The sequence below is a fragment of the Mesorhizobium sp. P3_A9 genome (assembly GCF_056402975.1).
Genome location: NZ_JBFUGJ010000026.1, coordinates 1 through 24,709, shown reverse-complemented (window position 1 = coordinate 24,709; position 24,709 = coordinate 1). Strand labels below are relative to the sequence as shown.

The window sequence follows — 24,709 nt, the reverse complement described above, 5'->3', positions numbered from 1 at the left end:
TCGATCTCAGAGATTGGCAAACACGCTCTTCACCGCATCGGCCGTCTTCGAAACGACGATGTCGGCTTCTTCCCGGGTCAGGCAGAGTGGCGGCGCGAAACCAAGAATGTCGCCCTGCGGCATGGCGCGTCCGATGACGCCGCTGGCGGCCAGCGCTGTCGCCACTTGCGGCCCGATCTTCTGCGAAGCGTCGAAGAACACCCGGTCATCCCGATCGGCGACGAACTCGACCGCCGCCAGCATGCCGTCGCCGCGCACGTCGCCGACATTTTTGTGGCCACCGACCGCCTTGGCCAGTTCGGCGCGGAAATAGGCGCCGGTCTCGCGAGCATTTGTCACCAGGTCCATCTCGTCGATCAGTTCGAGATTGGCGACGCCGGCGGCAACGCAGATCGGATGCGCCGAATAGGTCCAGCCATGGCCGAGCGAACCGAGCTTGTCGGAACCCTCGACCAACACCTGCCACATCTTGTCGGCGACAATGACGCCCGACAGCGGCGCATAGGCCGAGGTCAGGCCCTTGGCGATGGTGATCAGATCCGGCTTGATGCCGTAATGATCGGAGCCAAACATGGTGCCCAGCCGGCCGAAGCCCGTGACCACTTCGTCGGCGACCAGCAGCACATCATATTTCTTCAGCACGRCCTGGATCTTTTCCCAGTAGCCGGCCGGCGGCGGCACGATGCCGCCAGTGCCGAGGATCGGCTCGCCGATGAAGGCGGCGACGGTTTCGGGCCCCTCAGCCAGGATCATCTCCTCGAGCTTGTCGGCGCAGTGTTGCGAAAACTGCTCCTCGCTCATCGAGCGGTCGGCGCGGCGGAAATAATAGGGCGCCTCGGTGTGCAGCACCGGCGCGCGCGGCAGGTCGAAAGCGTTGTGGAAAAGGTCGAGCCCGGTCAGAGATCCCGTCATCACGCCCGAACCGTGATAGCCGCGCCAGCGCGAAATGATCTTCTTCTTCTCCGGCCGTCCCAGCACATTGTTGTAGTACCAGATCAGCTTGATGTTGGTTTCGTTGGCGTCGGAGCCGGAGAGGCCGAAATAGACCCTCGACATGCCCTTCGGCGCGCGGTCGATGATCATCTTGGCAAGCGTGATCGAGGCTTCGGTGCCGTGGCCGACATAGGCGTGGTAGTAGGCGAGGTTGCTTGCCTGGGTGGCGATGGCATCGGCGATCTTCTGCCGGCCATAGCCGACATTGACGCAATAAAGGCCGGCAAAGGCGTCGATGCTCTTCCTGCCATTGTTATCCCAGACGGTGACGCCTTCACCGCCGGCCATGATGCGGGTCGGGCTCTCGCCCCGTGCATGCGTGCCCATATGGGTCGAGGGATGGAAGAAGTGGTCGCGATCCCAGGCGGCGAGTTCGTTGGACTGGTCGAGCATTTTTTACTCCTGACGAAGGGACGGTTTCCGGCGTAGCTTAAGCTACATCGAGGCAAAGATATTTGAGATCGGTGAAGGCTTCGAGCCCGTGGCGCGAGCCTTCGCGGCCGATGCCGGACTGCTTGACGCCGCCGAACGGGATCGGTGCGCCGGTGATCTTGACGCGGTTGATGGCGACCATGCCGTAGTCGAGCGCGCGGCCCATGCGTTGCTGGCGGGCGCCATTCTCGGTCACGACATAGGCGACCAGGCCATATTCGGTGGCGTTGGCGCGCCCGATCACCTCGTCCTCGCTGTCGAAAGGCGTGACGGCGGCGACCGGTCCAAAAGTCTCCTCGTGCATGATCAGCGCTTCATCGGGCACATCGGCCAGCAGCGTCGGCTGGTAGAACAGCGGCCCGGCCTGATGCCGCTTGCCGCCGGCGACGCAACGTGCGCCCCGAGCGATGGCGTCGGCGACCTGTTCCTCGACCTTGGCCACGGCGCGCTCATGCATCAGCGGCCCGATATCAATCTTGTCGGCGAGGCCATTGCCGATCCGCAGCGCCTCGATGCGCCTGGCGAAGGCGGTGCAGAAGCGCTCGTAGAGCGGGCGCTGGACATAGATGCGGTTGGCGGCAAGGCAGTCCTGGCCCGATGTGGCGAATTTGGCATCGATGGCGATGTTGACCGCCTTGTCGATATCCGCGTCGCCAAAGACGATGAGGGGTGCGTGGCCGCCAAGCTCCATCACCAGCCGCTTCATCGTCGGCGCGCTCTGGGCGGCGATCAGCCTGCCGATCTCGGTCGAGCCCGTAAAACTCATGGCGCGGACGCGCGGGTCCTCGCACATGCGGCCGACGATCGTCGCGGCCTTGCCGGTGACGATGTTGAAAACGCCTGCCGGCAGGCCGGCGCGCTCACCGAGCTCAGCCAGCGCCAGCGCCGACAGCGGCGTTTCCGAGGAGGGATGCGCGACAATGGTGCAGCCGGCGGCAAGGGCGGCGGCCGCCTTGCGGGTCAGCATCGCCGAGGGGAAATTCCACGGTGTCACGACACCGACGACGCCGAGCGGCTCTCGACGCACCATCATTTCCGCGTTCGGCAGATGGCTGGTGACGCTCTCGGCGTTCAAACGCTTGGCTTCCTCCGCGTACCATTCGACGAAGGAGGCGGCATAATCGATCTCGCCGAGCGACTCCTGCAGCGGCTTGCCTTGCTCCAGCGTCATCAGCAGAGCGAGATCGTCTTTCGCAGCGACGATCTGCTCGAACCATTTTCGCAGAATTCTTGACCGCTCCTGCGGCAGCAGCGCGCGCCAGGCCGGGAAGGCCCGCGCCGCGGCATCGATCGCTTTCGTCGTTTGCCGCGCATCCAGCGCGGCAACGAAGGCGACCGTGCTTCCCGTCGCCGGATCGGTGACTTCAAAGCTTTCGGCGGCCTCACTCGCCGTCCAGTGCCCGTCGACATAGGCAAGTTCGCGCAGCAGCCGGCGGTCGGCGAGGCGGTCGAGCGCCTCATGGCGATGCGAGCGGGCGAAATGCGCGGACATGGTCTAAGCCTCCCGGTGCGGTCTGATGCGGGAAGACTACCCACCACGAGCAGACAGAGAGGCTGTTTGGGAGCGCGCTGATAGAGAGTCTCTCTCTATTGCACCGATCGGGCAGGCGATCTCTCCGGCGCTAAGGCGTCGCCGGCAAGAGGTCGGCGATGGGCAGTGCGATATCGTCCTTCACCGTCTTGATGACGATGTAGGTGAAGTAGCGGTCGATGCCGATTTCGCGCTCCAGCAAGCTGTCGACCAGCCGCTGGTAGGCGTCGATGTCGCGCGCCATCACCTTCAGCACATAGTCGACGCCGCCGCCCACCGACCAGCAGGCGACGATTTCGGGGATATCGCGGATGACGCGCTCGAAGCGGTCGAAATCAGCCTGGCGGTGGCTGGCCAGCGTCACCTCCATCAGCACGGTGGCGACCGGCGCCACGACGCGCATGGCGATGCGGGCGTGATAGCCCGAGACGATGCCGGCCTTCTCCAGCTTGCGCAGCCGCATCCAGCAAGGCGTCGGCGACAGCCCGACCTGCTCGGCCAGCGCCAGCTTGGTGATGCGTCCGTCACGCTGGATGGCGTCGAGGATTTTGAGGTCGATCGGGTCGAGTTTCGCAGCAGTCATCAGCGCCCACTTTTTCGTCCACAGTACCATGATGGCGCATTATTTCGATTGTCAATTGCACTGATTTCGATCTCTAATGAGTCATGACATTGTGGCAACCCGATCCCGCGCTCATCCGGCGGCCGGCCTATCAGTCGCTTGCCGACCAGTTCGCGCGCGCCATCCATGACGGGCGCCTCGCCAACGGCGCCCGGCTGCCGACGCATCGCCGGCTGGCCGATGATCTCAAGCTGTCGGTGCAGACGGTCAGCCGCGCCTATGAGGAATTGATCCGGCGGGGCCTGATTTCAGGCGAGATCGGCCGTGGCAGCTTCGTGCAAACGCAACGCCGCGAGCCGGAGCCGCCCTATCTGCCCGAGCGCCTGGGCGAGGTCATCGATCTCTCGATCCTGAAACCGGTCTGCGAGCCGATGCATCTGGAGCGGCTGAAACAGGCGCTAGGCTGGCTGGCCGAGAACCTGCCGTCGAGTTCGGCGCTGTCTTTCCGGCCCAACATGGTCTTCCCGCGCCACCGCGCCGTGGCGGTCGAATGGCTGAAATTGTGCGGGCTCGATGTCTCCGCGCAGAACATCAGCCTGACCAACGGCGCCACCGCCGGCATGACGGTGGCGCTGATGAGCGTGGCGCCGCCGGGCTCGACCGTTGCCACCGAGGCGATTGGCCACCACACGCTGGTGCCGCTGGCGCGCTATCTCGGCTTCAACCTCGAAGGCCTGCCGATCGATGACAACGGCCTGATCCCGGAGGCCTTGGACGAAGCCTGCCGGCTTTCCGACATCCGCGCTGTGTTCGTGCAGCCTTCGGTGATCAATCCGACGGCAACCCTCATGGATGCTGGGCGCCGCGCCGAGATCGCCGCGGTTGCGCGCAAGCATGACATCGCCATCATCGAGAACGATGTGCTGGGTCCGCTGGTCGAGGACCGGCCGCCGCCGGTGGCCGCCTTTGCCCCGGAACGCACGCTCTACGTCACCTCCTTCACCAAGATCACCGTGCCTGGCTTGCGCATCGGCTATCTCGCGGCGCCCGACCGCTACGTTGCCGCCGTCGCCAACCGGCACCTGGTCTCGAACTGGATGGCAACGCCGCTGGTGGCTGAGATCGCCACCAAATGGGTGACCGACGGCACGGCGATGGAACTCGTGCGCTGGCAGCGCGCCGCACTTCGGCGGCGGCAGGACATCGCCGCCGAGGTGCTTGCCGGGATCGATTATCGCGCCCGCCGCGACGGGCTGCATGTCTGGCTGCAACTGCCCGATGACCGTGCCGAGGAGGGCTTTGTCGCCCAGGCCCGGCTGCAGGGCGTGGCGATCGCGCCGGGCACATCCTTCCGCATTTCCGACGCACCTTGGCATCCGGCGGTTCGCATCTCGCTGGGGTCGACCACCGAAGGGGAACTGCGCGCCGGCCTCGGCGTTGTCACCAAGCTGTTGCTTGGCGATCCGGAGCACCTGCTGCTTGCCATCTAAGCCAGTATTGCTCCGAAATTGTGCGGAATGGGAAATATTGTCATGATATTATTTTCCCAATTGACATGATTTGGCGCGTTCCGCATCGTTAAGGGCACAGGCTTCTCCAGCAGGGGAAATTCACTTGTCCACAACCGCGTCCATCATCAAGATCGACGGCATCTCGAAGAGCTTCGGCAGCTTCAAGGTGCTGGACGGCCTGTCGATGCAGGTCATGCCACGCGAGAAGCTGGCGCTGATCGGCCCGTCCGGCTCGGGCAAGACGACGATCCTGCGCATCCTGATGACGCTGGAGCGCATCGATGGCGGCCACATCCAGATCGAAGGCGAGCAACTCTACCACATGGAGCGCAACGGCCAGCTGCTGCCGGCCGACGAGCGGCATCTGGCCAGGATGCGGCAGAAGATCGGCATGGTCTTCCAGCTGTTCAACCTGTTTCCCCACAAGAGCGTCATCGACAATGTGACGCTGGCGCCGATGCTGACCAAGGGCACGCCGCGCGCTGCCGCCGAGAAGCGCGCGATGGAACTGCTCGAGATGGTCGGCATGGCCGACAAGGCCAAGGCGATGCCGGCACAGCTGTCCGGCGGCCAGAAACAGCGCGTGGCGATCGCCCGCGCGCTCGCCTTGCAGCCGAAGATCATGCTGTTCGACGAGGTGACGTCGGCGCTCGACCCGGAACTGGTCGAGGAGGTGCTCAACGTCCTGTGGCGGCTCTGCGCCGAGACCGACATGACCATGCTGCTGGTCACCCACGAGATGGGSTTTGCCCACGACTTCGCCGACCGSGTGCTGTTCTTCGATCGCGGCAAGATCGTCGAGGAAGGCAAGCCGGACGAGATTTTCCGCAATCCCAAGCAGGAGCGCACGCAAGGCTTCCTGAAGAAGATCATCGCGGCCGGACATCGCGTCTGACCGCTTTGCGGGGGCGGAGGATCGCCCCAGACAAACCAAGGCAAGAAGCCAAAACCAAGACAAGAAACAAGGAGTTGGGAACAATGAAGAAACTTGGCATTCTGGCCGGCGTCGCCGGCCTTGCACTGACGGCGGTGCTGGCCGCCTCGACCGCCGGTTCGGCCGACGACAGCAAACTCGAACAGTTGAAGACGCAGGGCTTTGCCCGCGTCGCCATTGCCAACGAGCCGCCCTATACGGCCGTCGCCGCCGACGGCAAGGTTTCGGGCGCGGCACCCGACGTGGCGCGCGAGATCTTCAAGCGTCTCGGCGTCGCCGACATCGTCGCCTCCATCTCGGAATATGGCGCGATGATCCCCGGCCTGAAGGCCGGTCGTTTCGATGTCGTCACCGCCGGCCTGTTCATGAAGCCGGAGCGCTGCGCCGCTGTCGCATATTCCGAACCGGTGCTGTGCGACGCCGAGGCGATGCTGGTGAAGAAAGGCAATCCGAAAGGCTTCAAGAGCTACGAGGATGTCGCCAAGGACACGACAGCCACGATCGGCGCGCCTGGCGGTGGCACCGAGGAGAAGCTGGCGCTCAATGCCGGTGTGCCGCGCGAACGTGTCATTGTCGTGCCGGATGGCCAGAGCGGCCTGAAGATGGTGCAGGACGGCCGCATCGACGCCTATTCGCTGCCGGTGCTGTCGATCAACGATCTGATGAAGAAGGCCGCGGACCCGAACCTCGAGGTCATCGCCCCGGTGCAGGGCGCCCCGGTCTATTGCGACGGCGCCGCCTTCAAGAAAGGCGACGAGGCGCTACGCGATGCCTTCGACGTCGAGCTGGCCAAGATGAAGAAATCCGGCGAGTTCGCCAAGATTATCGAACCCTACGGCTTCTCGGCGGCCGCCGCGATGTCGACGACACGCGACAAGCTCTGTTCGGCGAAGTAGCGCCTCTTCCTTCCTTCTCCCCGTTTACGGGGAGAAGGTGTCACGAAGTGACGGATGAGGGGCGGCGCCGTATCTTCGCAAGTTTGCGCTGCCCCCATCTGCCAAACGTTGGAACCTCTAATCGAATGACCCAGTGGTCCGGCTATCTCGGCCTGATAGTGCAGGGAGCGCTTGTCACCATCGAGCTGACGCTGATGGGATCGGTGCTTGCCCTGATCATGGCTTTYCTTGCCGGCATGGGGCGSSTGTCGCRCTTCTTTGYGCTGCGSKSGCTSGCCACCGCCTAYATCGAATTCTTACGCGGCACCTCGATCTTCGTGCAGCTGTTCTTYGCCTATTTCGTGYTGCCGTTGATYGGCCTYGAGCTCACCCCGCTGCAAGCCGGCGTGCTGGCGCTGGGCCTGAATGTCGGCGCCTATGCAGCCGAAGTGGTTCGCGGCGCGGTGCAGTCGATCGGCCGCGAACAGCACGAGGCCTGCATCGCGCTCAATCTCGGCCGCTGGCAAGGCATGCGCCATGTCATCCTGCCGCAAGCGTTTCTGGTGATGCTGCCGACCTTCGGCAACAACGCCATCGAGTTGCTCAAGGCGACATCGGTCGTCTCGCTGATCTCCCTTGCCGACCTCACTTTTCAGGCCCAGGTGGTGCGCGCCCAGACCGGCAACACCATGGTGCCGTTCGCCACCATCCTGATCATCTATTTCATCCTGGCGCTGCTCATCTCGTGGGGCGTGCGCTCGCTGGAGCGTCGGCTGGCGCGCGGCCTTGACGGGGTGCGCGCCTGATGGAGTGGGACTGGGATTTCGTATGGCAGATCATGCCGACGCTGATCCAGGGGGTGAAGATCACCATCCTGGCGACGCTGCTCGGCTCGGTGCTGGCGGCGATCGTCGGGCTTGGCATTGCGCTCGCACGCCGCTCGCCCAACAAGGCCTTGTCGCGCACCGTCGGCTGGGCGGCCGAATTCATTCGCGGCACCCCGCTTCTGGTGCAGCTCTATTTCATCTTCTACGTGCTGCCCGACATCGGCATTCTGCTGCCGCCGCTCGTCGCCGGCGTCATCGGGCTCGGGCTGCACTACGGCACCTATACGGCCGAGGTCTACCGCGCCGGCATCGACAATGTGCCGCGCGGCCAGTGGGAGGCCGCCAAGGCGTGCAATCTCAGCGCCACGCAGACCTGGACGCACATCATCATCCCCCAGGCCATCCCGCCGATGATCCCGGCACTGGCCAACTATTTCATCGCCATGTTCAAGGAGACGCCGCTGCTTTCGGCAATCACCGTGCTGGAACTGATGAACCAGGCGAAGAGCGTCGCCAACACCTACTATCGTTACATCGAGCCGATCACGCTGGTCGGCGCTTTCTTCCTCGCCATCAGTCTCTGTTCGGTCGTGCTGCTGCGCTGGCTGGAACGCCGCTACGGCAAGATCGAGAGGTAGTTCGTGAAACCCTTGCCCGACATCAAAGTCCACCCGAAACGGCCATCGCTTGATGATCGGCCGCTCGAGCGGCGCATCGGCCTGATCATCCTGGCCACAGACCACACCAGCGAGCCGGACTTTCGCCGCATGGTGGCGAGCGAACGCATCGGCGTCTATGTCGCGCGCATTCCCTATGCCAACCCGACGACGCCGGAAAACCTGCGCAAGATGCAGCCGGCGCTGACCGCGGGAGCAGCGCTGATCCTGCCCGACGAGAAACTCGATGCGATCTGCTACTCCTGCACCTCGGCCTCGGTGGTGATCGGCGATGCCGAGATCGGGGCCGCGATCCAGGCGGCCAAGCCCGGCGTTCCCGTGGTCACCCCGCCGATGGCGGGCGTGCGCGGGCTGAAGGCACTCGGGGCGAAAAGGATCAGCCTCCTCACCCCTTACACGGTCGAAACCTCCAGGCCGATGGCGGCTTATTTCGCAGCGCGTGGTTTCGAGATCGCCAGCTTCACTTGCCTCGGTTTCGAGGACGACCGCGAGATGGCGCGTATTCCGCCGTCAGCGCTTGTCGATCTCGCGCGCCAGACGACCGATGCGAGCGCCGAAGCGCTGTTCGTGTCCTGCACGGCATTGCGCGGTGCCCTCGCAGTTGCCGGCATGGAGGAGACAATCGGCCGCCCTGTGGTGACCAGCAACCAAGCCAGCGCCTGGAACTGTCTTCGGCTGTGTGGCGATGAGACGCCGCGTCCGGAGTTCGGCCGTCTGATGACGCTGCCTTTGCCGCGCGATTGACGATCATGGCGACCGTCACTCTTAGCGATATTCGAGCCGCGCGTGAGCGCATTGCCGGCAAGGCCGAGCGCACGCCAACTGTGCCGTCTTCAAGTCTCTCCGAGCAGATGGGCATCCCCGTTCACCTCAAGCTCGAACACCGCCAGACCACCGGCAGCTTCAAGCTGCGCGGCGCCTCGAATGCCGTCGCCTCATTGAGCGCGGAAGAAAAGGCACGCGGCCTGGTCGCGGCGTCGACCGGCAATCATGGCCGGGCGCTGGCGCATGCTGCGAAGCTCGAAGGCATGCGCGTGGTGATCTGCATGTCGCGTCTGGTGCCTCAGAACAAGCTCGACGAAATCCGCCGGCTGGGCGCCGAAATCCGCATCGTCGGCAACAGCCAGGACGACGCGCAGCAGGAGGTCGAGCGGCTGGTGGCACACGAGGGGTTGGTGATGCTGCCGCCCTTCGACCATCCCGCAATCATCGCCGGGCAAGGCACGCTTGGGCTGGAGATGGTCGAGCAGGTTCCGGATGCCGGTCTCGTCCTGGTCCAGCTTTCCGGTGGCGGGCTGGCCTCCGGCGTGGCAGCGGCCATCAAGGGCGTCAGCCCCGGCACAAAAATCATCGGCGTCTCGATGGCGCGTGGGGCGGCGATGAGGGCAAGCCTCGATGCCGGCAAGCCAGTGCTCGTGGAAGAACTGCCGACGCTGGCGGATTCGCTCGGCGGCGGCATCGGCCTCGACAATAGGCTGACCTTCGCCATGTGCCGCGATCTGCTCGACGACGTCATTCTGCTCAGCGAGGACGAGATCGCTGCTGGCATCCGCCATGCCTATGCGCAGGAGCGCGAGATCGTCGAAGGCGCCGGCGCCGTCGGCATCGCCGCACTGCTCGCCGGCAAGGTCAAGGCGAACGGGCCGGTGGTGGTGCTTCTCTCCGGCCGCAACATCGACATGAACGCGCACCGCAAGATCATCTGCGGCGACGCGATCACGGAGCGCGCTGCATGAGCCGGATGACGATCCTCACTGAAGCTGAATTGCGCAAGATCGTGACGCTCGATCTCGATGCCGTCGCTTGCGTCGAGAATGCTTTCCGCGCGCTTGCAACACTGCCGGTGGCGATGCCGCCGATCCTGCGGCTGGATATCCCCGAGCATCGCGGCGAGGTCGATGTGAAGACCGCCTATGTGCCCGGCATCGATGGCTTCGCTATCAAGATCAGCTCAGGCTTCTTCGACAATCCGAAGTTCGGCCTGCCGAGCGGTGGCGGCATGATGGTGCTGCTGTCGGCAAAGACCGGTGTGGTCGAGGCGCTGCTGCTCGACAATGGCTATCTGACCGATGCCCGCACCGCTGCGGCAGGCGCGGTCGCGGCCAAGCATCTGTCGCGCGAAGACTCGACCGTAGCAGCGATCTTCGGCGCCGGTTTGCAGGCAGGTCTGCAATTGGAAGCACTGCGCCTTGTCAGGCCGATCGAGGAAGCACGCATCTGGGCGCGCGACGCAGCCAAGGCCGAAGCCACTGCTGCCCGCTTGCGCGAAAAACTCGGCATCATCGTGCGCGCCGTATCAGACGCGGCAAATGCGGTTGCCGGTGCCGACATCATCGTCACCACCACGCCTTCGACCGAGCCGCTGATCAAGGCCGGCTTCGTCGCCGCTGGCCAGCACATCACCGCCATGGGCTCGGATGCCGAACACAAGAACGAGATCGCGCCTGCCATCCTGCGCATGGCCGACCTCTATGTCGCCGACAGCGCCCGCCAGACACGGCGCCTGGGCGAGCTGCATCATGCCATCGCGGCGGGTGTGCTGGCCGCAGATGCAGAGGTGACCGAACTCGGCCAGATCATCGCCGGCGCGAAACACGGCCGGCGCTCAGTCAGCGACATCACCATTGCCGACCTGACCGGCACCGGCGTGCAGGACACGGCGATCGCGACGCTCGCCCGCGACCGGGCGCGGGCGGCCAATGCCGGAACCATTTTTGAAAGCTGATGCTGGCCAAAGCATGATCCGGAAAAATGGGACGAGCCGGATTCAACAAAGTTGAAACAGGCTTCAGGCCCAACAAACGAGGACCAAAAACAATGCAACCAAATTTGAAATTCTCGCGCGGCGAATTTGCGGATCGCCTCGCCAAGACGCGCCGAGCCATGGAGGCGAAGGGCGTCGATCTACTTGTTATCAGTGATCCCTCCAACATGGCCTGGCTGACCGGGTACGATGGCTGGTCGTTCTACGTGCATCAGGCTGTCATCGTGCCGCCATCGGGCGAGCCGGTCTGGTACGGACGAGGCCAGGACGCCAACGGCGCCAAGCGCACCGCCTATCTCGCACATGACAACATCCTCGGCTATGCCGACCATTACGTACAGTCGACCGAGCGTCACCCGATGGATTTCTTGTCCAGCGTGCTTGCCGATCGCGGCTGGGGCAAGCTTACCATCGGCGTCGAGATGGACAATTACTGGTTCTCGGCCGCCGCCTTCGCATCGCTGCAAAAACATCTGCCCAATGCCCGCTTCGTCGACGCCACCGCCCTGGTCAACTGGCAGCGCGCGGTGAAGAGCCCGACCGAAATCGACTATATGCGCAAGGCCGCCCGCATCGTCGAGGCGATGCACCAGCGCATCGTCGACAAGATCGAGATCGGCATGCGCAAATGCGATCTCGTCGCCGAAATCTATGATGCCGGCACGCGCGGCGTTGACGGTATTGGCGGCGACTATCCGGCGATCGTGCCGCTGCTGCCGTCGGGCGCCGATGCCTCGGCGCCGCACCTGACCTGGGACGACCAGCCGATGAAGTCGGGCGAGGGCACCTTCTTCGAGATTGCCGGCTGCTATAACAGGTACCACTGCCCGCTGTCGCGTACGGTGTTCCTCGGCAAGCCGACACAGGAATTCCTCGATGCCGAGAAAGCGACGCTGGAAGGCATGGAGGCGGGGCTTGCGGCGGCGAAACCCGGCAATGCCTGCGAGGACATCGCCAATGCCTTCTTCGCCGTTCTGAAGAAATACGGCATCGTCAAGGACAACCGCACCGGCTATTCGATTGGCCTGTCCTATCCGCCGGACTGGGGCGAGCGCACGATGAGCCTGCGCCCGGGCGACCGCACCGAACTCAAGCCCGGCATGACCTTCCATTTCATGACCGGCCTGTGGCTGGAGACGATGGGGTTGGAGATTACTGAGTCGATCCTGATCACCGAATCCGGTGTAGAGTGCCTGGCCAATGTGCCGCGCAAACTGGTGGTGAAGAATTGAGCCCGATGTCCAGCCTCCGCCCGTCGCCGATCGCGCCGACTGTCGATTTCGACAAGGACGGCGTCCAGCACGGTTTTCTGCGCTTGCCCTACAGCCGCGACGACTCGGCCTGGGGCTCGGTGATGATCCCGATCTGCGTCATCAACAATGGCGAGGGGCCGACGGCGCTGCTCTCCGGCGGCAACCATGGCGACGAGTATGAAGGGCCGCTGGCGCTCTACGATCTTGCCCGCACGCTCGATCCCAGGAACGTCAGCGGCAGCGTGATCATCGTGCCGGCGATGAACTATCCGGCCTTCCGCGCCGGCACGCGAACATCGCCGATCGACAAGGGCAACATGAACCGCAGCTTTCCCGGCCGGCCGGCCGGCACGGTGACGGAGAAGATCGCCGACTATTTCCAGCGTGAGCTGCTGCCCCGCGCCGACATCGTCTTCGACTTCCATTCCGGCGGCAGGACGCTGGACTTCGTGCCGTTCTGCGCCGCGCACACTTTGCCCGACAAGGTGCTGGAGCAGAAAGCCTTCGACGCGGTGGCCGCATTCTCCGCCCCGTTCTCGATGCGCATGATCGAGATCGACTCGGTCGGCATGTACGACACGGCGGCGGAGGAAATGGGCAAGGTCTTCGTCAGCACCGAGCTTGGCGGCGGCGGCACCTCGCGCGCGCAAACCGTGCGCGTCGCGCGGCGCGGCATTCTCAATGTGCTGCGCCACGCCGGCATTGTTGCTGGTGCGGTCGAGAAGGGCAGAACCCAGTGGCTGGACATGCCGTCCGGCGATTGCTTCTCGTTTGCCGAAGACGACGGCATGATCGAAACCATGGTCGATCTTGGCGAACCCGTCGAAAAGGGCGCGGTGCTTGCCCGCATCCATTCCACCGGCCGCACCGGCATCGCGCCGCAGGAGATCMGGGCAAAAATGTCGGGCATGCTGGCGGCGCGGCATTTTCCCGGCCTGGTCAAGGCCGGCGATTGCGCCGCGGTGGTTGCCGTCGAAGTCGAGGGTTAGGCGCAGCCGTCTCCGCCGCCATCAAGGCGGGGGTCTGTGCCTCATCGACCTGAACACGCCGATAGGCGGCAGGTGTCACCCCGATCTTGCGCTGGAAGGCGCGTCGAAACGTGTCGACGTCCGAAAAGCCGCATTGGTCGGCGACGAGCTTCGGCGCAGCACCCGTTTCCAGCAGGCGCTGCGCGGCTTCGACCCGGATCGCCTCGACCCAGGCTGACGGCGTGATGCCGACCTCCTGGTGAAACAGTCGGGCGAAGTGGCGCGGGCTCATGCCGGCGCGGCCAGCGAGCTGGTCGACGCCGTGCTCGGCAGCGGGGTTGGCGATGACCCAGCGCTGCACTTGTTGCAGCGCCGACCGTCCGGTCGGGCTGCCGGCGCCCTTGCGGCTGTACTGAAGCTGGCCGCCGCTGCGGCGGAAATACATGACGAGCTGCGCCGCGACACGACGCGCGATCTCGGCGCCGAGATCTTCCTCGACCAGCGCCAGCGCCAGGTCGAGCCCGGCGGTCACCCCGGCCGCCGTCCTGATCTTGCCGTCACGCACATGAATGGCGTCGACATCGAGGATCACCTCGGGAAAGCGCTCGGCGAGCCGGTCGGCCACGGCCCAATGCGTGGTGGCGCGGCGGCCGTCGAGCAGTCCGGCCTCCGCCAGCAGAAAGGCGCCGGTGCAGACCGATCCATAGCGTCGGGCAGTCGTGCTGACGGCGCGCAGCCAGTCGAGCACAGGCGCGCTGTGCGCCGATCGTCCCAAATGCGGCGCGCCGGCCACCAGCATCGTGTCGAGGCGCGGCATGTCAGCCTGTCCAACAACGAAATCGGGCAGCAGCCGTGCTCCCGAGGAGCAGCTTACTGGGCCGTCCACCGCTGCGACGACCGATAGGACGTAGGCTTGTCGGCCAGCCTGCAGATTGGCCTCGGCGAAGACATCGAGCGGCCCGGAGACATCGAGCAACTGCGCGCCGTCCATGGCGAGGATGCCGATCCGCAAAACCATCTGTCCGCTCCCCATCAGCTCCCAAGTCTGCTTTCTCAGTGCTTTGGCAGAAATCATCGTGATAAAACAATTTCTGCCATAGCCGATAGCGCCTAGATTGTCACCTCAGATCCATCAGGAGACGACATCATGGCCACCATCCTCAACGGCGCCATTCCCGACAGCAAACTGGCGCGCGCCATCACCGCCTTCATCCGCGACACCGAGACCGAACTGCTCTTCAACCATTCGAGCCGCGTCTATCATTTTGGCGCGCTGGCCGGCCTGCATCGCGGGCTCAAATTCGATCGCGAACTGCTCTACGCCGGCGCGATGTTCCACGACATCGGGCTGATGCCGAGCCACTCGAGCCAGCATGAACGTTTCGAGGTCGATGGCGCTCACGCCGCGCGCGACTTTCTGCGCAGCCATGGCATTGCCGAGGAGGATGCCTACACGGTCTGGACCGCGATTGCGCTGCACACCACGCCGGGCGTGCCGGTTCACATGCATCCCGTCGTGGCGCTGGTGACGGCCGGCGTCGAGATGGACGTGCTCGGGCTGACCCATGCGCAATATTCCGACGAGGAGCGCGAAACGGTGGTGCAGGCCTTCCCGCGGACGCCGGCCTTCAAGGAAGACATCATCCAGGCCTTCTATGACGGCATCAAGCACAAGCCCGACACCACCTTCGGCAACGTCAAGGCCGATGTGATCGCCGACAAGGAGCCGCATTTCCACCGCGGCAATTTCTGCTCGGTGATCCGCAACTCAGTCTGGCGGTAGGAGCGGCAGGTCGTACACGAGGATACTCATATCCAGTCCGGTGGTTTTCCACTACGCTCGATTCCGCGTGACAGGGGAGCATCGATTGCGCGGATTTGCGGAAAGCCTGATCGAGAGGCCGCAGACGGTGGCGGAGCAGGTCGCCAACGTGCTGCGCGAGGCCATTGCCAGCGGCACCCTGAAGGCCGGCACCGCGCTGCGCCAGGACGAATTGGCCGAGCAGTTCGGCTTCAGCCGCATGCCGATCCGTGACGCCCTTCGCCAGTTGGAAGCCGAGGGCATCGTCTCCATCCACCCGACCAAGGGTGCGCATGTCGCTCGGATGGACGGTGCCGAAATCAGCGAAATCTACGCGGTGCGCGAACTGCTCGAATGCGAAGCGCTGCGGCTGTCCGTGGCCACCCTGTCCGACGGCAAGCTCGACGAGGCCGAACAGGTGCTCGACCAGATCGACGCCGAGCGCAATGTCGGCCGCTGGGGGGCGCTGAACCGCACCTTTCACCTCTCGCTCTACCATGCCTGCGGCAACCAGCGTCTGCTCAGCCTGATCGAGGCGCATCACAACGCGGCCGATCGCTATGTCCGCATCCTCTTGTCGAACCTCGACTATCGCACCCGCTCGCAGAGCGAGCACCGCGACCTGCTGGCCGCCTGCCGCCGGCGCGACGGCAAGAAAGCCGTGAGCGTTCTGCGGCAGCATCTTCGCGAAGGCAGCAAGACGCTCGTCAATGCGATAGAAAGCGGCGGCCTGTCGCGGAAGCCCTAACCCTGGCCGAAGGCGCGGTTGCATGCGCGCCGGTTCACTGCCACATATTGCAACATCAATGCTCGACATAAGGGATTGCCATKTCTCCCGTCAGCCGCCTGCCGGCACGCGCCCTTGCCCCGCGCCGTCACGACGAGATCCTGAGGCGGCTGAGCGCCCAGGGGTCCGTCAGTGTTGCCGAACTGGCCGAGTTCTTCGATATCTCGCGCGAAACCATCCGTCGTGACCTGAAGCTGCTTTCGGACCAGAGCAGGCTGGGCATCGTGCATGGCGGTGCCGCTCGCTTCGAACCGAGCGAACCGGCGATGAGCCTGCGCAGCCAGGAAAATGCCGGTGGCAAGGCGGCGATCGGCAAAGCGGCCGCCGGCCTGGTCAGGGATGGCATGGTGGTCTTTCTCGATTCCGGCACCACCACTTTCGCCGTCGCCCAGGCCATGGCCGGACTGCGCGATCTCACCATCTGCACCGCCAGCCTGAAGATTGCACTGCATCTTTGCCATGTCCCCGGCATGCGCGTGCATATGCTGGGCGGCGAAATCGATCCGGGCGAGGAGGCGGCTTCCGGCATCGACACGCTCGATGCCATGGCCCGCTTTCGCGTCGACATCGCCTTTCTCGGTGGCGGCGCCCTATCCCCCGACGGCGAGGTCACGGACTTCACCCGCGCCGGCGCCGAGCAACGCGGCCGCATGATCGCGCTCGCCAGAAAAGCCTATTTCGTGCTCGACAGCAGCAAGTTCGGCAAGCTGACGCCGCTCAGGGTTCCGAATTTCGACCGCGCTGCGGGCGTGATCGTCGACGCCAATCCCAAACCCGCCCTTGCCGAGGCGCTTTCGCAAAAGGGTCCCGAACTCATCGTTGCGTCATTGATGTGATATTTTGTGACTTTTTGAGTTGATATTTGGTTTTCCTGTGTTAGTGTCCGCCATCCCTTCAAATGGCGGAACGCTCATGGCACATGAATTTCCCACCCAGGCTCGAATCGTCATTGTCGGCGGCGGCATTATCGGCTGCTCTGTCGCCTATCACCTGACCAAGCTCGGCTGGACCGATGTCGTGCTGCTCGAACAGGGCCAGCTTAGCGGCGGCACCACCTGGCACGCCGCCGGCCTTGTCGGCCAGTTGCGCAGCCATTCCAACATGACCAGCCTGATCCGATATTCGACGCAGCTCTATAGCGAGCTGGAGGCCGAGACGGGGCTCGCCACCGGCTGGAAGAATTGTGGCTCGCTGTCGGTGGCGCGAACGGCCGATCGAATGACCGTGCTGAAGCGCACGGCCGCGTCGGCGCGCGCGCAAGGCGTCGATATCGATGTCATATCGGCGAAGGAAGCCGGCGATCTCTGGCCTGTCATGGCGACCGACGATCTGGTCGGCGCTGTCTGGTTGCCTGGCGATGGCAAGGCCAATCCGACGGATCTGACGCAGTCACTCGCCAAAGGTGCGCGCAACGGCGGCGCGAGGATATTCGAGCGGGTGAAAGTTACCGGCATCACGGTGAAAAACGGAGTCGCCTGTGGCGTCGAGACGGACCGTGGTGGCATCGCTGCCGAGATCGTCGTCAACTGTGCCGGTCAATGGGCGCGCAAGGTCGGGCTGATGTGCGGCGTCTCGGTGCCGCTGCATTCGGCCGAGCACATGTACATCGTCACCGGCAGGATCGAGGGTGTGCATCCCGACCTGCCTGTCATGCGCGATCCCGACGGCTTCATCTATTTTAAGGAAGAGGTCGGCGGCCTGGTCATGGGCGGCTTCGAGCCGCACGCCAAGCCGTGGGGCATGAACGGCATCCCTGAGAATTTCGAGTTCGCGCTGCTGCCGGACGATTGGGATCAGTTCGAGATCCTGATGGAAAACGCGCTTGTCCGCGTGCCGCAGCTGGCTGAGGCCGAGGTCAAGAAATTCTACAATGGTCCCGAAAGCTTTACCCCGGACAACAATTTCATCCTCGGCGAGGCGCCGGAGCTGAAGAATTTCTATGTCGGCGCCGGCTTCAATTCGATGGGCATCGCCAGCGCCGGCGGTGCGGGCAGGGCGCTGGCCGAGTGGATCGTCAACAGTGCGCCGACCATGGATCTGTGGCCGGTCGACATCAGGCGCTTCGCCTCGTTCAACAACAATCCGCGCTGGCTGCATGATCGGGTCAAGGAGACGCTCGGCCTGCACTACGCCATGCCGTGGCCGAACCGCGAACTGGATACCGCGCGGCCGTTCCGCCGCTCGTCGCTCTATGACCGGCTCGCGGCAAAAGGCGCCTGCTTTGGCTCGAAAATGGGTTGGGAGCGCGCCAACTGGTTTGCCGCGCCAGGCGAGAAGGCTGAGAACGACTACGCCTTCGGCCGCCAGAACTGGCACAAGGCGGTGCGGCGCGAAATGAAGGCGACGCGTGAAGCGGTTGCCATCTTCGACCAGACCTCCTTCGCAAAACTGCTCGTCCAGGGCCGCGACGCCTGTGCCGTGCTCAACCGGATCTGCGCCGGCAATGTCGACGTGCCCATAGGCACGTCGGTATATACGGGCGCGCTCAATGCGCGCGGCGGCTACGAAAGTGACCTCACCGTGATGCGGTTGGGTGCGGAGAAATTCCTCATCGTCACCGGCTCGGCGCAAGCCCTCCACGATGCCGACTGGATCGTCAAAAACATCCCGTCCGATGCCCATGCGGTCCTGACCGACGTCACCTCGTCCTATGCGGTGCTGGCCCTCATGGGGCCGCGCTCGCGCGACCTCTTGGGCAAACTGTCCTCGGCGGATCTCTCCAATGCCGGCTTCCCCTTCGCCACCATGCGCGAGATCGATATCGGCTACGCCACGGCCTATGCCAACCGCATGACCTATGTCGGCGAACTCGGCTGGGAACTGATCGTGCCGACCGAATTCGCCGTCGGCGTCTACGAGGCGCTGCATGAGGCGGGCCGTGAATTCGGACTGCTGGATGCCGGCTACTACGCGCTTGACGCCTTGCGCATCGAAAAGGGTTTTCGCGCCTGGGGGCGTGAGTTGACGCCCGACATTAACCCCTGGCAGGCTGGGCTCGGCTTCGCGGTCGCCATGGACAAACCTGATGATTTCATCGGCCGCGACGCGCTGCTCGAGGCAAAGACTTCGGCGGCGCCGGCCAGGCGCGTCGTGCTGTTCACCCTCGACGATGCCGAACCGATTCTGTGGGGCGGCGAACTGATCCTGCGCGACGGCAAACCGGTGGGCGAAGTGCGTTCGGCTGCCTACGACCACACGCTTGGCTGCTCGGTGGCGCTCGGGCTGATCGAGAATGAAACCGGCATCGACGCTGCGTTCCTCAGCGGCGGTCGTTTCGAGATCGATCTTGCCGGTATACGCCATGCCGCGACAGCGCATCTGCGCAGTCCTTACGACCCGAAGTCCGAGCGGGTGAAGGCGGATGTGCTGGAGGTGAGAGCGGTGGCGGCTTAATCCACCGACATCGAACGCGCCATGTCGAGAAAGGCGCGCACGAGTTTGCCGCCGCTGCGTTCGCGCAGGCAGATCAGCGCTTCGTCCATCAGCGTCTCGGGCGCGTCGATGGTGATCGGCACCAGCCGCGAATCCTGGCCGAACTCGGCCGCCGAGACAAAGCCGATGCCGGCGCCCGAGGCGACGATCTCGCGGACCGCCTCGCGGCCTTCGGCCTCGATCACCGGCCTCAGTTCGATCTTCGAAGCCGCAGCGAGGTCTTCGAGCTTCTGACGCGTCTTCGAGCCGCGCTCGCGCATGACCAGCGATTCCTGCGAAAGCTGCTTGAGCGTCAGCGACTTTTTGCCAGCCAACGGATGATCGACGGAAGCGAAAGCGATGATCGGCGTGGAGTTGAGTTTCAACACCTCGAAATCGCGTCCCGTCGGTATCTCGCCCAGGACACCGATATCGGCATCATAGCTGTAAAGGCTGCTGATCACCGTCTCGGTGTTGCCGGCGCGCACCGAGACCTGGACGCCGGGATAACGCGCGCGGAAACTGCCGAGGATGTGCAGCAGATGATGCGCGGCATCGGCGACAATGCGCAGCGTTCCGGAGCGCAGTGCGCGTGACTCCGTCAGAAGTTCGAGCGCCTGCTGTTCGGTATCGAACATGCGGTGGGTTATTTCGAGCAGCTTCTGACCCGAATGGGTCAGCGTGACCTGCTTCTTGTTGCGGTTGAACAGCAGCACATCATACTCTTCCTCGAGCTTGCGCACCTGGTCGGATATGGCCGGCTGGGTCAGGAACAGCGCTTCGGCGGCCCGCGAAAACCCGCCTGATATGGCCACCTGATGAAAGGCCCGAAGCTGAACGTAGCGCATCGTCTGTGCCTCCGAGACGCTGAAATCGACCGCAGTCTATCATAAGGTGCGCTAACTAAAAGATAGAAACGAACGATTTGACTTATGTTTAGCCGACCATCAGCCTGAGTGTGGGTCGACGTCCCTGCCGGCCGTTGGAGGCGCGGCCATGCAATTTTCCATCATTCTGCTGCATCTGGCGGGTGCCGTCATGCTGCTGCTTTGGGCCGTGCGCATGGTGCGCACCGGTGTCGAGCGCGCCTGTGGCCCGGCATTGCGCGATGCGCTGAGACAGGCCCGGAATGCCCGGATCAGGTCGGCTTGCGCCGGCACGGTGCTTGCCGTGCTGCTGCAAAGCTCCACCGCCGTCGCCATCCTAGCGGCCGGCTTTGCCGCCAGCGGCATGGTCTCGGTGTCGGCCGGGCTGGCGATCCTGCTTGGCGCGGACTTGGGTTCCTCCCTGGTGGTGCAGGTGCTGTCCTTCGACCTCAGCTGGCTGATCCCGGCGCTGATCCTGGTCGGCGGAGCGATGTTCCTGAAGTTCGAGGCGCGTGGCATCAAGCAGGGTGGGCGCATCCTGATGGGCATCGCCTTCGTGCTGTTGTCGCTGCACATGATCGGCGAGGCCACCGCGCCGATGCGGCAGAGCAATTTGCTGCCCCTGGTGATCTCTTATCTGCGCGCCGACTATTTCACCGCCTTTGCCGCTGCTGCCCTGTTCACATGGCTGATCCACTCCAGCGTCGCGGCGATCCTGCTGTTCGTCACGCTTGCGGCGCAGGGTGTCCTGCCTGTCGAAGTCGGCCTGTTCTTCATCCTCGGCGCCAATTGCGGCGGCGCGCTGATCGCCGTCTGGCTGACGCGCGGCGAGGCCGTCCAGGCGCGCCGCGTCCCGCTGGGCAATCTGATCTTTCGCGGCACGGCAGCACTTGCCGCCCTGTTCGCGCTTCAGGCTGTGGCGTTCCCCACGGATTTGTTCGGCACAACCGAAGGCCGGCAATTGGTCAATCTGCACCTCGCCTTCAATCTGGTACTGGTGGTCTTCTGCCTGCCTTTCACCGGCATGATGGAGCGGCTGGTCATCTTGCTGATCGCCGACAGGCCGGTGGCAAAGACGGAGGAAGGCACGGACCTCATGTCGCGTCGCAGCAGCGCGCTCGACCGCAGCGTCATGCGCACGCCAGGCCTCGCTTTGGCCAGCGCGACCCGCGAGTTGCTGCGCATGGGCGAGGTCGTCGAGGTGATGCTGCGTCCGGTGATGGATTTCTTCGACGCCGGCACCGCCGAGCAGATCCGCCAGGCACAGAAGCTCGATGAAGAGGTCAACCGCGCCCATACCGACATCAAGCTCTACATCGCCGAGGTCAATCGCGGCAGCATGGCCGCGGCCGAAGCCCAGCGCGGCATCGAACTCACCGATTTCGCCATCAATCTCGAACGCGCCGGCGACATCGTCGCCAAGAACCTGCTCATGCTCACCCAGGAATTGCGCGACAAGAACCTGCGCTTTTCAGGCGATGGCTGGAGCGAACTGTCCGGGCTTCATACCCGTGTCATGGCCAACATGCAGCTTGCGCTCAACGTGCTGGTGTCGAGCGATCTCGAGTCGGCGCGGCAACTCGTCGTCGAGAAGGAGCGGATGCGCAAACTGGAACGCATGAGCCATGACCGTCACCTCAAGCGCCTGCAATCGGGAATGCCGCAAAGCATCGACACCAGCGACATCCATCTGGAGGCGGTCCGGGCGCTGAAGGAAATCAATTCGCTGATGGCCTCGGTCGCCTATCCCTTGCTGACGCAAAGCGGCGATCTGCTCGAAAGCCGGCTGGCGAAGGGCGGTGGGACCGCGGACGAGATGGCTCCCGCGCTGGCATGACAAGGCGGAACTGCTCGACGGAAGCCGGCCAACTTATCCATCGCTTAAATCGATACTTCGATATGAAATAACGATTTTACAAATATGTCGTTCGGGCCGAGACTAAGGCCATATCAAAAAGCAGCGATCTGTCGGAGGACACCATGCTCGCCGAGACCAAATTTGCCGCGGAGCCGCTGGCCAGTCCGGCGTTGGGCGAACCTTATCTGCTGACCCCGGGTCCGCTGACCACGGCCTATTCGGTCAAGCAGGCCATGCTGCGCGACTGGGGATCCTGGGACGGCGATTTTCGCGCCATGACATCAGATATGCGCCGCCGCCTGCTGGCGCTGACCGGTGATACACGCGGCGAATTCGATTGCGTGCCGATGCAAGGCAGCGGCTCCTTCTGTGTCGAAGCAATGCTCGGCTCATTCGTCCCGAAAGACGGCAAGGTGCTGGTGCTGGCCAACGGCGCCTACGGCCTGCGCGCCGCGCAGACCATGCAGTATCTTGGCCGCGCCTATACGCTGATCGACAAGGGCGACTATCTGCCGCCGCGCGGCGACGAGGTGGCGGCGGCCCTTGAGGCCGACCCGGCCATCACCCATGTCATCGCCATCCATTGCGAGACCAGCTCAGGCATTTTGAACCCGGTCGCCGAGATTGCCGAAGCCGTCCATGCCAAGGGTCGCAAGCTGCTCGTCGATTCCATGAGCGCCTTCGGCGCCGTCGCGCTCGACGTCAACGAGATCCGCTACGAGGCTATGGTCTCGTCCGCCAACAAATGCATCGAGGGCGTGCCGGGCTTCGGCTTCATCATCGCCCGCAAGAGCGAGCYGGAAGCAGCCAAGGGTCGCAGCCATTCACTGTCGCTCGACGTTCATGCGCAATGGGCGCACATGAACAAGACAGGCCAGTGGCGCTACACGCCGCCGACGCATGTCGTCGCCGCCTTCCTCGAAGCGCTGCGCCAGCACGAGGCCGAGGGCGGTGTTGCCGGCCGAGGCGCCCGCTACACCAGGAACCGCGACGTCATGGTGGCCGGTATGCGCGACCTCGGCTTCGAGACCTTGCTTGGGGATCGCTGGCTGTCGCCGATCATCGTCACCTTCTTCAACCCGGCCCACGCCAACTTCGCCTTCGACCGCTTCTACGAGCTGATGAAGGACAAGGGCTTCATCATCTATCCGGGCAAGCTGACCGCCGTGGATAGCTTCCGCGTTGGCTGCATCGGCCAGATGGACGAACATGTCATGCGCCGTGTCGTCGAGGCGGCGGCTTTCTCGCTTCATGAAATGGGCGTCGACACCGCCGCTCCACCCGCAGCCGCACTCGCCGAGCGCGCCAAACTCGCCGCCTGAAGCGGCCGATCTCGAGGATTTTTCGATGAACCAGATGTCTCCCATCAATGTCGCAGTCAACGGCCGCACCTACGCCTGGCCGCGTGTGCCGGCCATCGCCATCTGCCTTGACGGCTGCGAACCGGCCTATCTCGACGAAGCGATCAAGGCCGGGCTGATGCCGGCTCTGGTCAGGATCAAGCAGAAGGGCACGGTGCGCTTTGCCCACTCGGTCATTCCGAGCTTCACCAACCCCAACAATCTGTCGATCGCCACCGGCCGTCCGCCGTCAGTGCACGGCATTTGCGGCAACTATCTCTACGAGCGCGAGACCGGCAAGGAAGTGATGATGAACGACCCGCGCTTCCTGCGCGCGCCGACCATTTTTCAGGCCTTCTACGATGCCGGCGCCAAGGTGGCGGTGGTCACCGCCAAGGACAAGCTGCGCGCCCTGCTCGGCAAGGGACTGGCCTTCGCCGAAGGCCGTGCGCTGTGCTTCTCGGCGGAAAAGTCGGACACCACGACCGTCGCAGAACACGGCCTCGACAATGCCTCCAAGCATTTCGGCCTGCCGGTGCCGGAGGTCTATTCGGCCGAACTGTCGGAATTCGTCTTCGCCGCCGGCGTCCAGTTGCTCAGGGAATTCCGCCCGGATATCATGTACCTGACCACCACTGACTACGTGCAGCACAAATACGCACCGGGCGTACCGCAGGCCAACGCCTTCTACGAAATGTTCGACAAATACCTGACCGAACTCGATGCGCTGGGCGCGGCGATCGTCGTCACCGCCGACCATGGCATGAAGCCCAAGCACAAGGCCGATGGCTCGCCCGACGTCGTCTATGTCCAGGACCTGCTCGACGAGTGGCTTGGCAAGGACGCCGCCAGAGTCATCTTGCCGATCACCGACCCCTATGTCGTGCACCACGGCGCGCTTGGTTCCTTCGCCACCGCCTATCTTCCAGCTGGTGCGGATCAGGCCGGCATCATGGCGCGGCTGGCGGAGATTGACGGCATCATGCTGGTCGTCGACAGTCCGACGGCTTGCGAGCGTTTCGAACTGCCGGCCGACCGCATCGGCGACATCGTGCTGATCTCGACCGAGAACAAGACGATCGGCACCTCAGAACACCGCCACGATCTGGCGGCCCTCAACGAACCGCTGCGCTCGCATGGCGGGCTGACCGAGCAAGAGGTGCCGTTCATCGTCAACCGCGTGCTGCCGGACCTGCCGAACGAGCCGACGCTGCGCAACTTCGATGCGTTCTACTACGCGACGATGGCGGCGGCTCTGGCGTGATGTCGAGCGTGATTGTCGACCCCCACTCCGCCGAGCTTCGCTCGGCACCGGCACC

General features: G+C 64.0%; 22 protein-coding genes. 17 read left to right on the top strand and 5 right to left on the bottom strand.

Annotated features, from left to right (window positions below):
* Positions 1–6: 6 nt before the first annotated feature.
* The 3 genes from AC1DX0_RS07030 to AC1DX0_RS07020 form a co-directional block, all read right to left on the bottom strand.
* Positions 7–1,386 (bottom strand): aminotransferase, encoded by a 1,380-nt coding sequence (locus AC1DX0_RS07030; RefSeq protein WP_477354824.1) that lies wholly within the window; start codon positions 1,384–1,386, stop codon positions 7–9.
* 37 nt (positions 1,387–1,423) lie between these two features.
* Complete coding sequence (locus tag AC1DX0_RS07025; RefSeq protein WP_477220904.1) at positions 1,424–2,917, bottom strand: NAD-dependent succinate-semialdehyde dehydrogenase; 1,494 nt, start codon at positions 2,915–2,917, stop codon at positions 1,424–1,426.
* Between the two features lie 130 nt (positions 2,918–3,047).
* Entirely contained in the window at positions 3,048–3,539 is a 492-nt protein-coding gene (locus tag AC1DX0_RS07020; RefSeq protein WP_477220905.1) for an Lrp/AsnC family transcriptional regulator, read from the bottom strand.
* 83 nt (positions 3,540–3,622) lie between these two features.
* On the opposite strand from AC1DX0_RS07020, the gene ehuR reads away from it, so the two are divergent.
* The 10 genes from ehuR to doeB all read left to right on the top strand — a co-directional run bounded on the left by ehuR (position 3,623) and on the right by doeB (position 13,348).
* Positions 3,623–5,008, top strand: a complete 1,386-nt coding sequence (ehuR, locus tag AC1DX0_RS07015; RefSeq protein WP_477220906.1) for a MocR-like ectoine utilization transcription factor EhuR — start codon at positions 3,623–3,625, stop codon at positions 5,006–5,008.
* A gap of 124 nt (positions 5,009–5,132) precedes the next feature.
* On the top strand, positions 5,133–5,924 hold the full coding sequence (ehuA, locus tag AC1DX0_RS07010) for an ectoine/hydroxyectoine ABC transporter ATP-binding protein EhuA (protein WP_477220907.1): 792 nt from the start codon (positions 5,133–5,135) through the stop codon (positions 5,922–5,924).
* An 83-nt stretch (positions 5,925–6,007) separates the two neighbouring features.
* Positions 6,008–6,859 (top strand): ectoine/hydroxyectoine ABC transporter substrate-binding protein EhuB, encoded by an 852-nt coding sequence (gene ehuB / locus AC1DX0_RS07005; RefSeq protein WP_477220908.1) that lies wholly within the window; start codon positions 6,008–6,010, stop codon positions 6,857–6,859.
* Positions 6,860–6,984: 125 nt separating this feature from the next.
* The gene (gene ehuC, locus AC1DX0_RS07000) at positions 6,985–7,644 is read left to right on the top strand and encodes an ectoine/hydroxyectoine ABC transporter permease subunit EhuC (protein ID WP_477354821.1); all 660 of its coding nucleotides are present in this window, start codon (positions 6,985–6,987) and stop codon (positions 7,642–7,644) included.
* The gene (gene ehuD / locus AC1DX0_RS06995) at positions 7,644–8,303 is read left to right on the top strand and encodes an ectoine/hydroxyectoine ABC transporter permease subunit EhuD (protein WP_477220910.1); all 660 of its coding nucleotides are present in this window, start codon (positions 7,644–7,646) and stop codon (positions 8,301–8,303) included. The genes ehuC and ehuD overlap by 1 nt, the downstream gene beginning before the upstream one ends.
* Positions 8,304–8,306: 3 nt before the next feature.
* Positions 8,307–9,086, top strand: coding sequence for an ectoine utilization protein EutA (eutA, locus tag AC1DX0_RS06990; RefSeq protein ID WP_477220911.1), 780 nt, complete (start codon positions 8,307–8,309; stop codon positions 9,084–9,086).
* Positions 9,087–9,091: 5 nt separating this feature from the next.
* Complete coding sequence (eutB, locus tag AC1DX0_RS06985; protein ID WP_477220912.1) at positions 9,092–10,078, top strand: hydroxyectoine utilization dehydratase EutB; 987 nt, start codon at positions 9,092–9,094, stop codon at positions 10,076–10,078.
* On the top strand, positions 10,075–11,067 hold the full coding sequence (locus tag AC1DX0_RS06980; RefSeq protein WP_477220913.1) for a cyclodeaminase: 993 nt from the start codon (positions 10,075–10,077) through the stop codon (positions 11,065–11,067). Before eutB ends, AC1DX0_RS06980 begins: the two co-directional genes overlap by 4 nt.
* Positions 11,068–11,159: 92 nt before the next feature.
* Positions 11,160–12,338, top strand: coding sequence for an ectoine hydrolase DoeA (doeA, locus tag AC1DX0_RS06975; RefSeq protein WP_477220914.1), 1,179 nt, complete (start codon positions 11,160–11,162; stop codon positions 12,336–12,338).
* A gap of 5 nt (positions 12,339–12,343) precedes the next feature.
* Positions 12,344–13,348, top strand: coding sequence for a N(2)-acetyl-L-2,4-diaminobutanoate deacetylase DoeB (gene doeB, locus AC1DX0_RS06970; protein WP_477220915.1), 1,005 nt, complete (start codon positions 12,344–12,346; stop codon positions 13,346–13,348).
* Here doeB and AC1DX0_RS06965 read toward each other — a convergent pair.
* On the bottom strand, positions 13,299–14,345 hold the full coding sequence (locus AC1DX0_RS06965; RefSeq protein ID WP_477220916.1) for a GlxA family transcriptional regulator: 1,047 nt from the start codon (positions 14,343–14,345) through the stop codon (positions 13,299–13,301). The two genes, doeB and AC1DX0_RS06965, sit on opposite strands and share 50 nt — an antisense overlap.
* 129 nt (positions 14,346–14,474) lie before the next feature.
* On the opposite strand from AC1DX0_RS06965, the gene AC1DX0_RS06960 reads away from it, so the two are divergent.
* The 4 genes from AC1DX0_RS06960 (at position 14,475) to AC1DX0_RS06945 (ending at position 19,308) form a co-directional block, all read left to right on the top strand.
* On the top strand, positions 14,475–15,110 hold the full coding sequence (locus AC1DX0_RS06960; protein ID WP_477220917.1) for an HD domain-containing protein: 636 nt from the start codon (positions 14,475–14,477) through the stop codon (positions 15,108–15,110).
* Between the two features lie 85 nt (positions 15,111–15,195).
* Positions 15,196–15,876 carry a GntR family transcriptional regulator gene (locus AC1DX0_RS06955; protein ID WP_477220918.1) on the top strand — a complete coding sequence of 227 codons (681 nt, stop codon included), beginning with the start codon at positions 15,196–15,198 and terminating at the stop codon, positions 15,874–15,876.
* Between the two features lie 80 nt (positions 15,877–15,956).
* A complete protein-coding gene (locus AC1DX0_RS06950; RefSeq protein WP_477220919.1) occupies positions 15,957–16,751 on the top strand; it encodes a DeoR/GlpR family DNA-binding transcription regulator in 795 nt (264 codons plus the stop codon).
* Between the two features lie 76 nt (positions 16,752–16,827).
* A complete protein-coding gene (locus AC1DX0_RS06945; RefSeq protein WP_477220920.1) occupies positions 16,828–19,308 on the top strand; it encodes a GcvT family protein in 2,481 nt (826 codons plus the stop codon).
* Here the strand turns inward: AC1DX0_RS06945 and AC1DX0_RS06940 are convergent.
* A complete protein-coding gene (locus AC1DX0_RS06940) occupies positions 19,305–20,174 on the bottom strand; it encodes a LysR substrate-binding domain-containing protein (RefSeq protein WP_477220921.1) in 870 nt (289 codons plus the stop codon). The two genes, AC1DX0_RS06945 and AC1DX0_RS06940, sit on opposite strands and share 4 nt — an antisense overlap.
* Positions 20,175–20,322: 148 nt before the next feature.
* Here AC1DX0_RS06940 and AC1DX0_RS06935 point away from each other — a divergent pair, with 148 nt between their 5' ends.
* From AC1DX0_RS06935 to phnA, 3 genes are all read left to right on the top strand, one after another.
* Positions 20,323–22,029, top strand: coding sequence for a Na/Pi cotransporter family protein (locus AC1DX0_RS06935; RefSeq protein ID WP_477220922.1), 1,707 nt, complete (start codon positions 20,323–20,325; stop codon positions 22,027–22,029).
* 143 nt (positions 22,030–22,172) lie between these two features.
* Positions 22,173–23,372: a 2-aminoethylphosphonate--pyruvate transaminase gene (locus AC1DX0_RS06930; protein WP_477354818.1), complete on the top strand. Its 1,200-nt coding sequence runs from the start codon at positions 22,173–22,175 to the stop codon at positions 23,370–23,372.
* A gap of 25 nt (positions 23,373–23,397) precedes the next feature.
* Positions 23,398–24,654 (top strand): phosphonoacetate hydrolase, encoded by a 1,257-nt coding sequence (phnA, locus tag AC1DX0_RS06925; protein ID WP_477220924.1) that lies wholly within the window; start codon positions 23,398–23,400, stop codon positions 24,652–24,654.
* Positions 24,655–24,709: the final 55 nt, after the last annotated feature.

Bases quoted from the DNA above. Each gene is read 5' to 3' on its own strand.
- AC1DX0_RS07025 (WP_477220904.1), bottom strand. From the start codon at position 2,917: ATGTCCGCGCATTTCGCCCGCTCGCATCGCCATGAGGCGCTCGACCGC.
- ehuD (WP_477220910.1), top strand. From the start codon at position 7,644: ATGGAGTGGGACTGGGATTTCGTATGGCAGATCATGCCGACGCTGATC.
- doeA (WP_477220914.1), top strand. From the start codon at position 11,160: ATGCAACCAAATTTGAAATTCTCGCGCGGCGAATTTGCGGATCGCCTC.
- AC1DX0_RS06965 (WP_477220916.1), bottom strand. From the start codon at position 14,345: ATGGTTTTGCGGATCGGCATCCTCGCCATGGACGGCGCGCAGTTGCTC.
- AC1DX0_RS06980 (WP_477220913.1), top strand. From the start codon at position 10,075: ATGAGCCGGATGACGATCCTCACTGAAGCTGAATTGCGCAAGATCGTG.
- AC1DX0_RS06960 (WP_477220917.1), top strand. From the start codon at position 14,475: ATGGCCACCATCCTCAACGGCGCCATTCCCGACAGCAAACTGGCGCGC.
- eutB (WP_477220912.1), top strand. From the start codon at position 9,092: ATGGCGACCGTCACTCTTAGCGATATTCGAGCCGCGCGTGAGCGCATT.
- AC1DX0_RS07020 (WP_477220905.1), bottom strand. From the start codon at position 3,539: ATGACTGCTGCGAAACTCGACCCGATCGACCTCAAAATCCTCGACGCC.
- ehuB (WP_477220908.1), top strand. From the start codon at position 6,008: ATGAAGAAACTTGGCATTCTGGCCGGCGTCGCCGGCCTTGCACTGACG.
- AC1DX0_RS06945 (WP_477220920.1), top strand. From the start codon at position 16,828: ATGGCACATGAATTTCCCACCCAGGCTCGAATCGTCATTGTCGGCGGC.
- AC1DX0_RS06940 (WP_477220921.1), bottom strand. From the start codon at position 20,174: ATGCGCTACGTTCAGCTTCGGGCCTTTCATCAGGTGGCCATATCAGGC.
- phnA (WP_477220924.1), top strand. From the start codon at position 23,398: ATGAACCAGATGTCTCCCATCAATGTCGCAGTCAACGGCCGCACCTAC.
- AC1DX0_RS06935 (WP_477220922.1), top strand. From the start codon at position 20,323: ATGCAATTTTCCATCATTCTGCTGCATCTGGCGGGTGCCGTCATGCTG.
- ehuR (WP_477220906.1), top strand. From the start codon at position 3,623: ATGACATTGTGGCAACCCGATCCCGCGCTCATCCGGCGGCCGGCCTAT.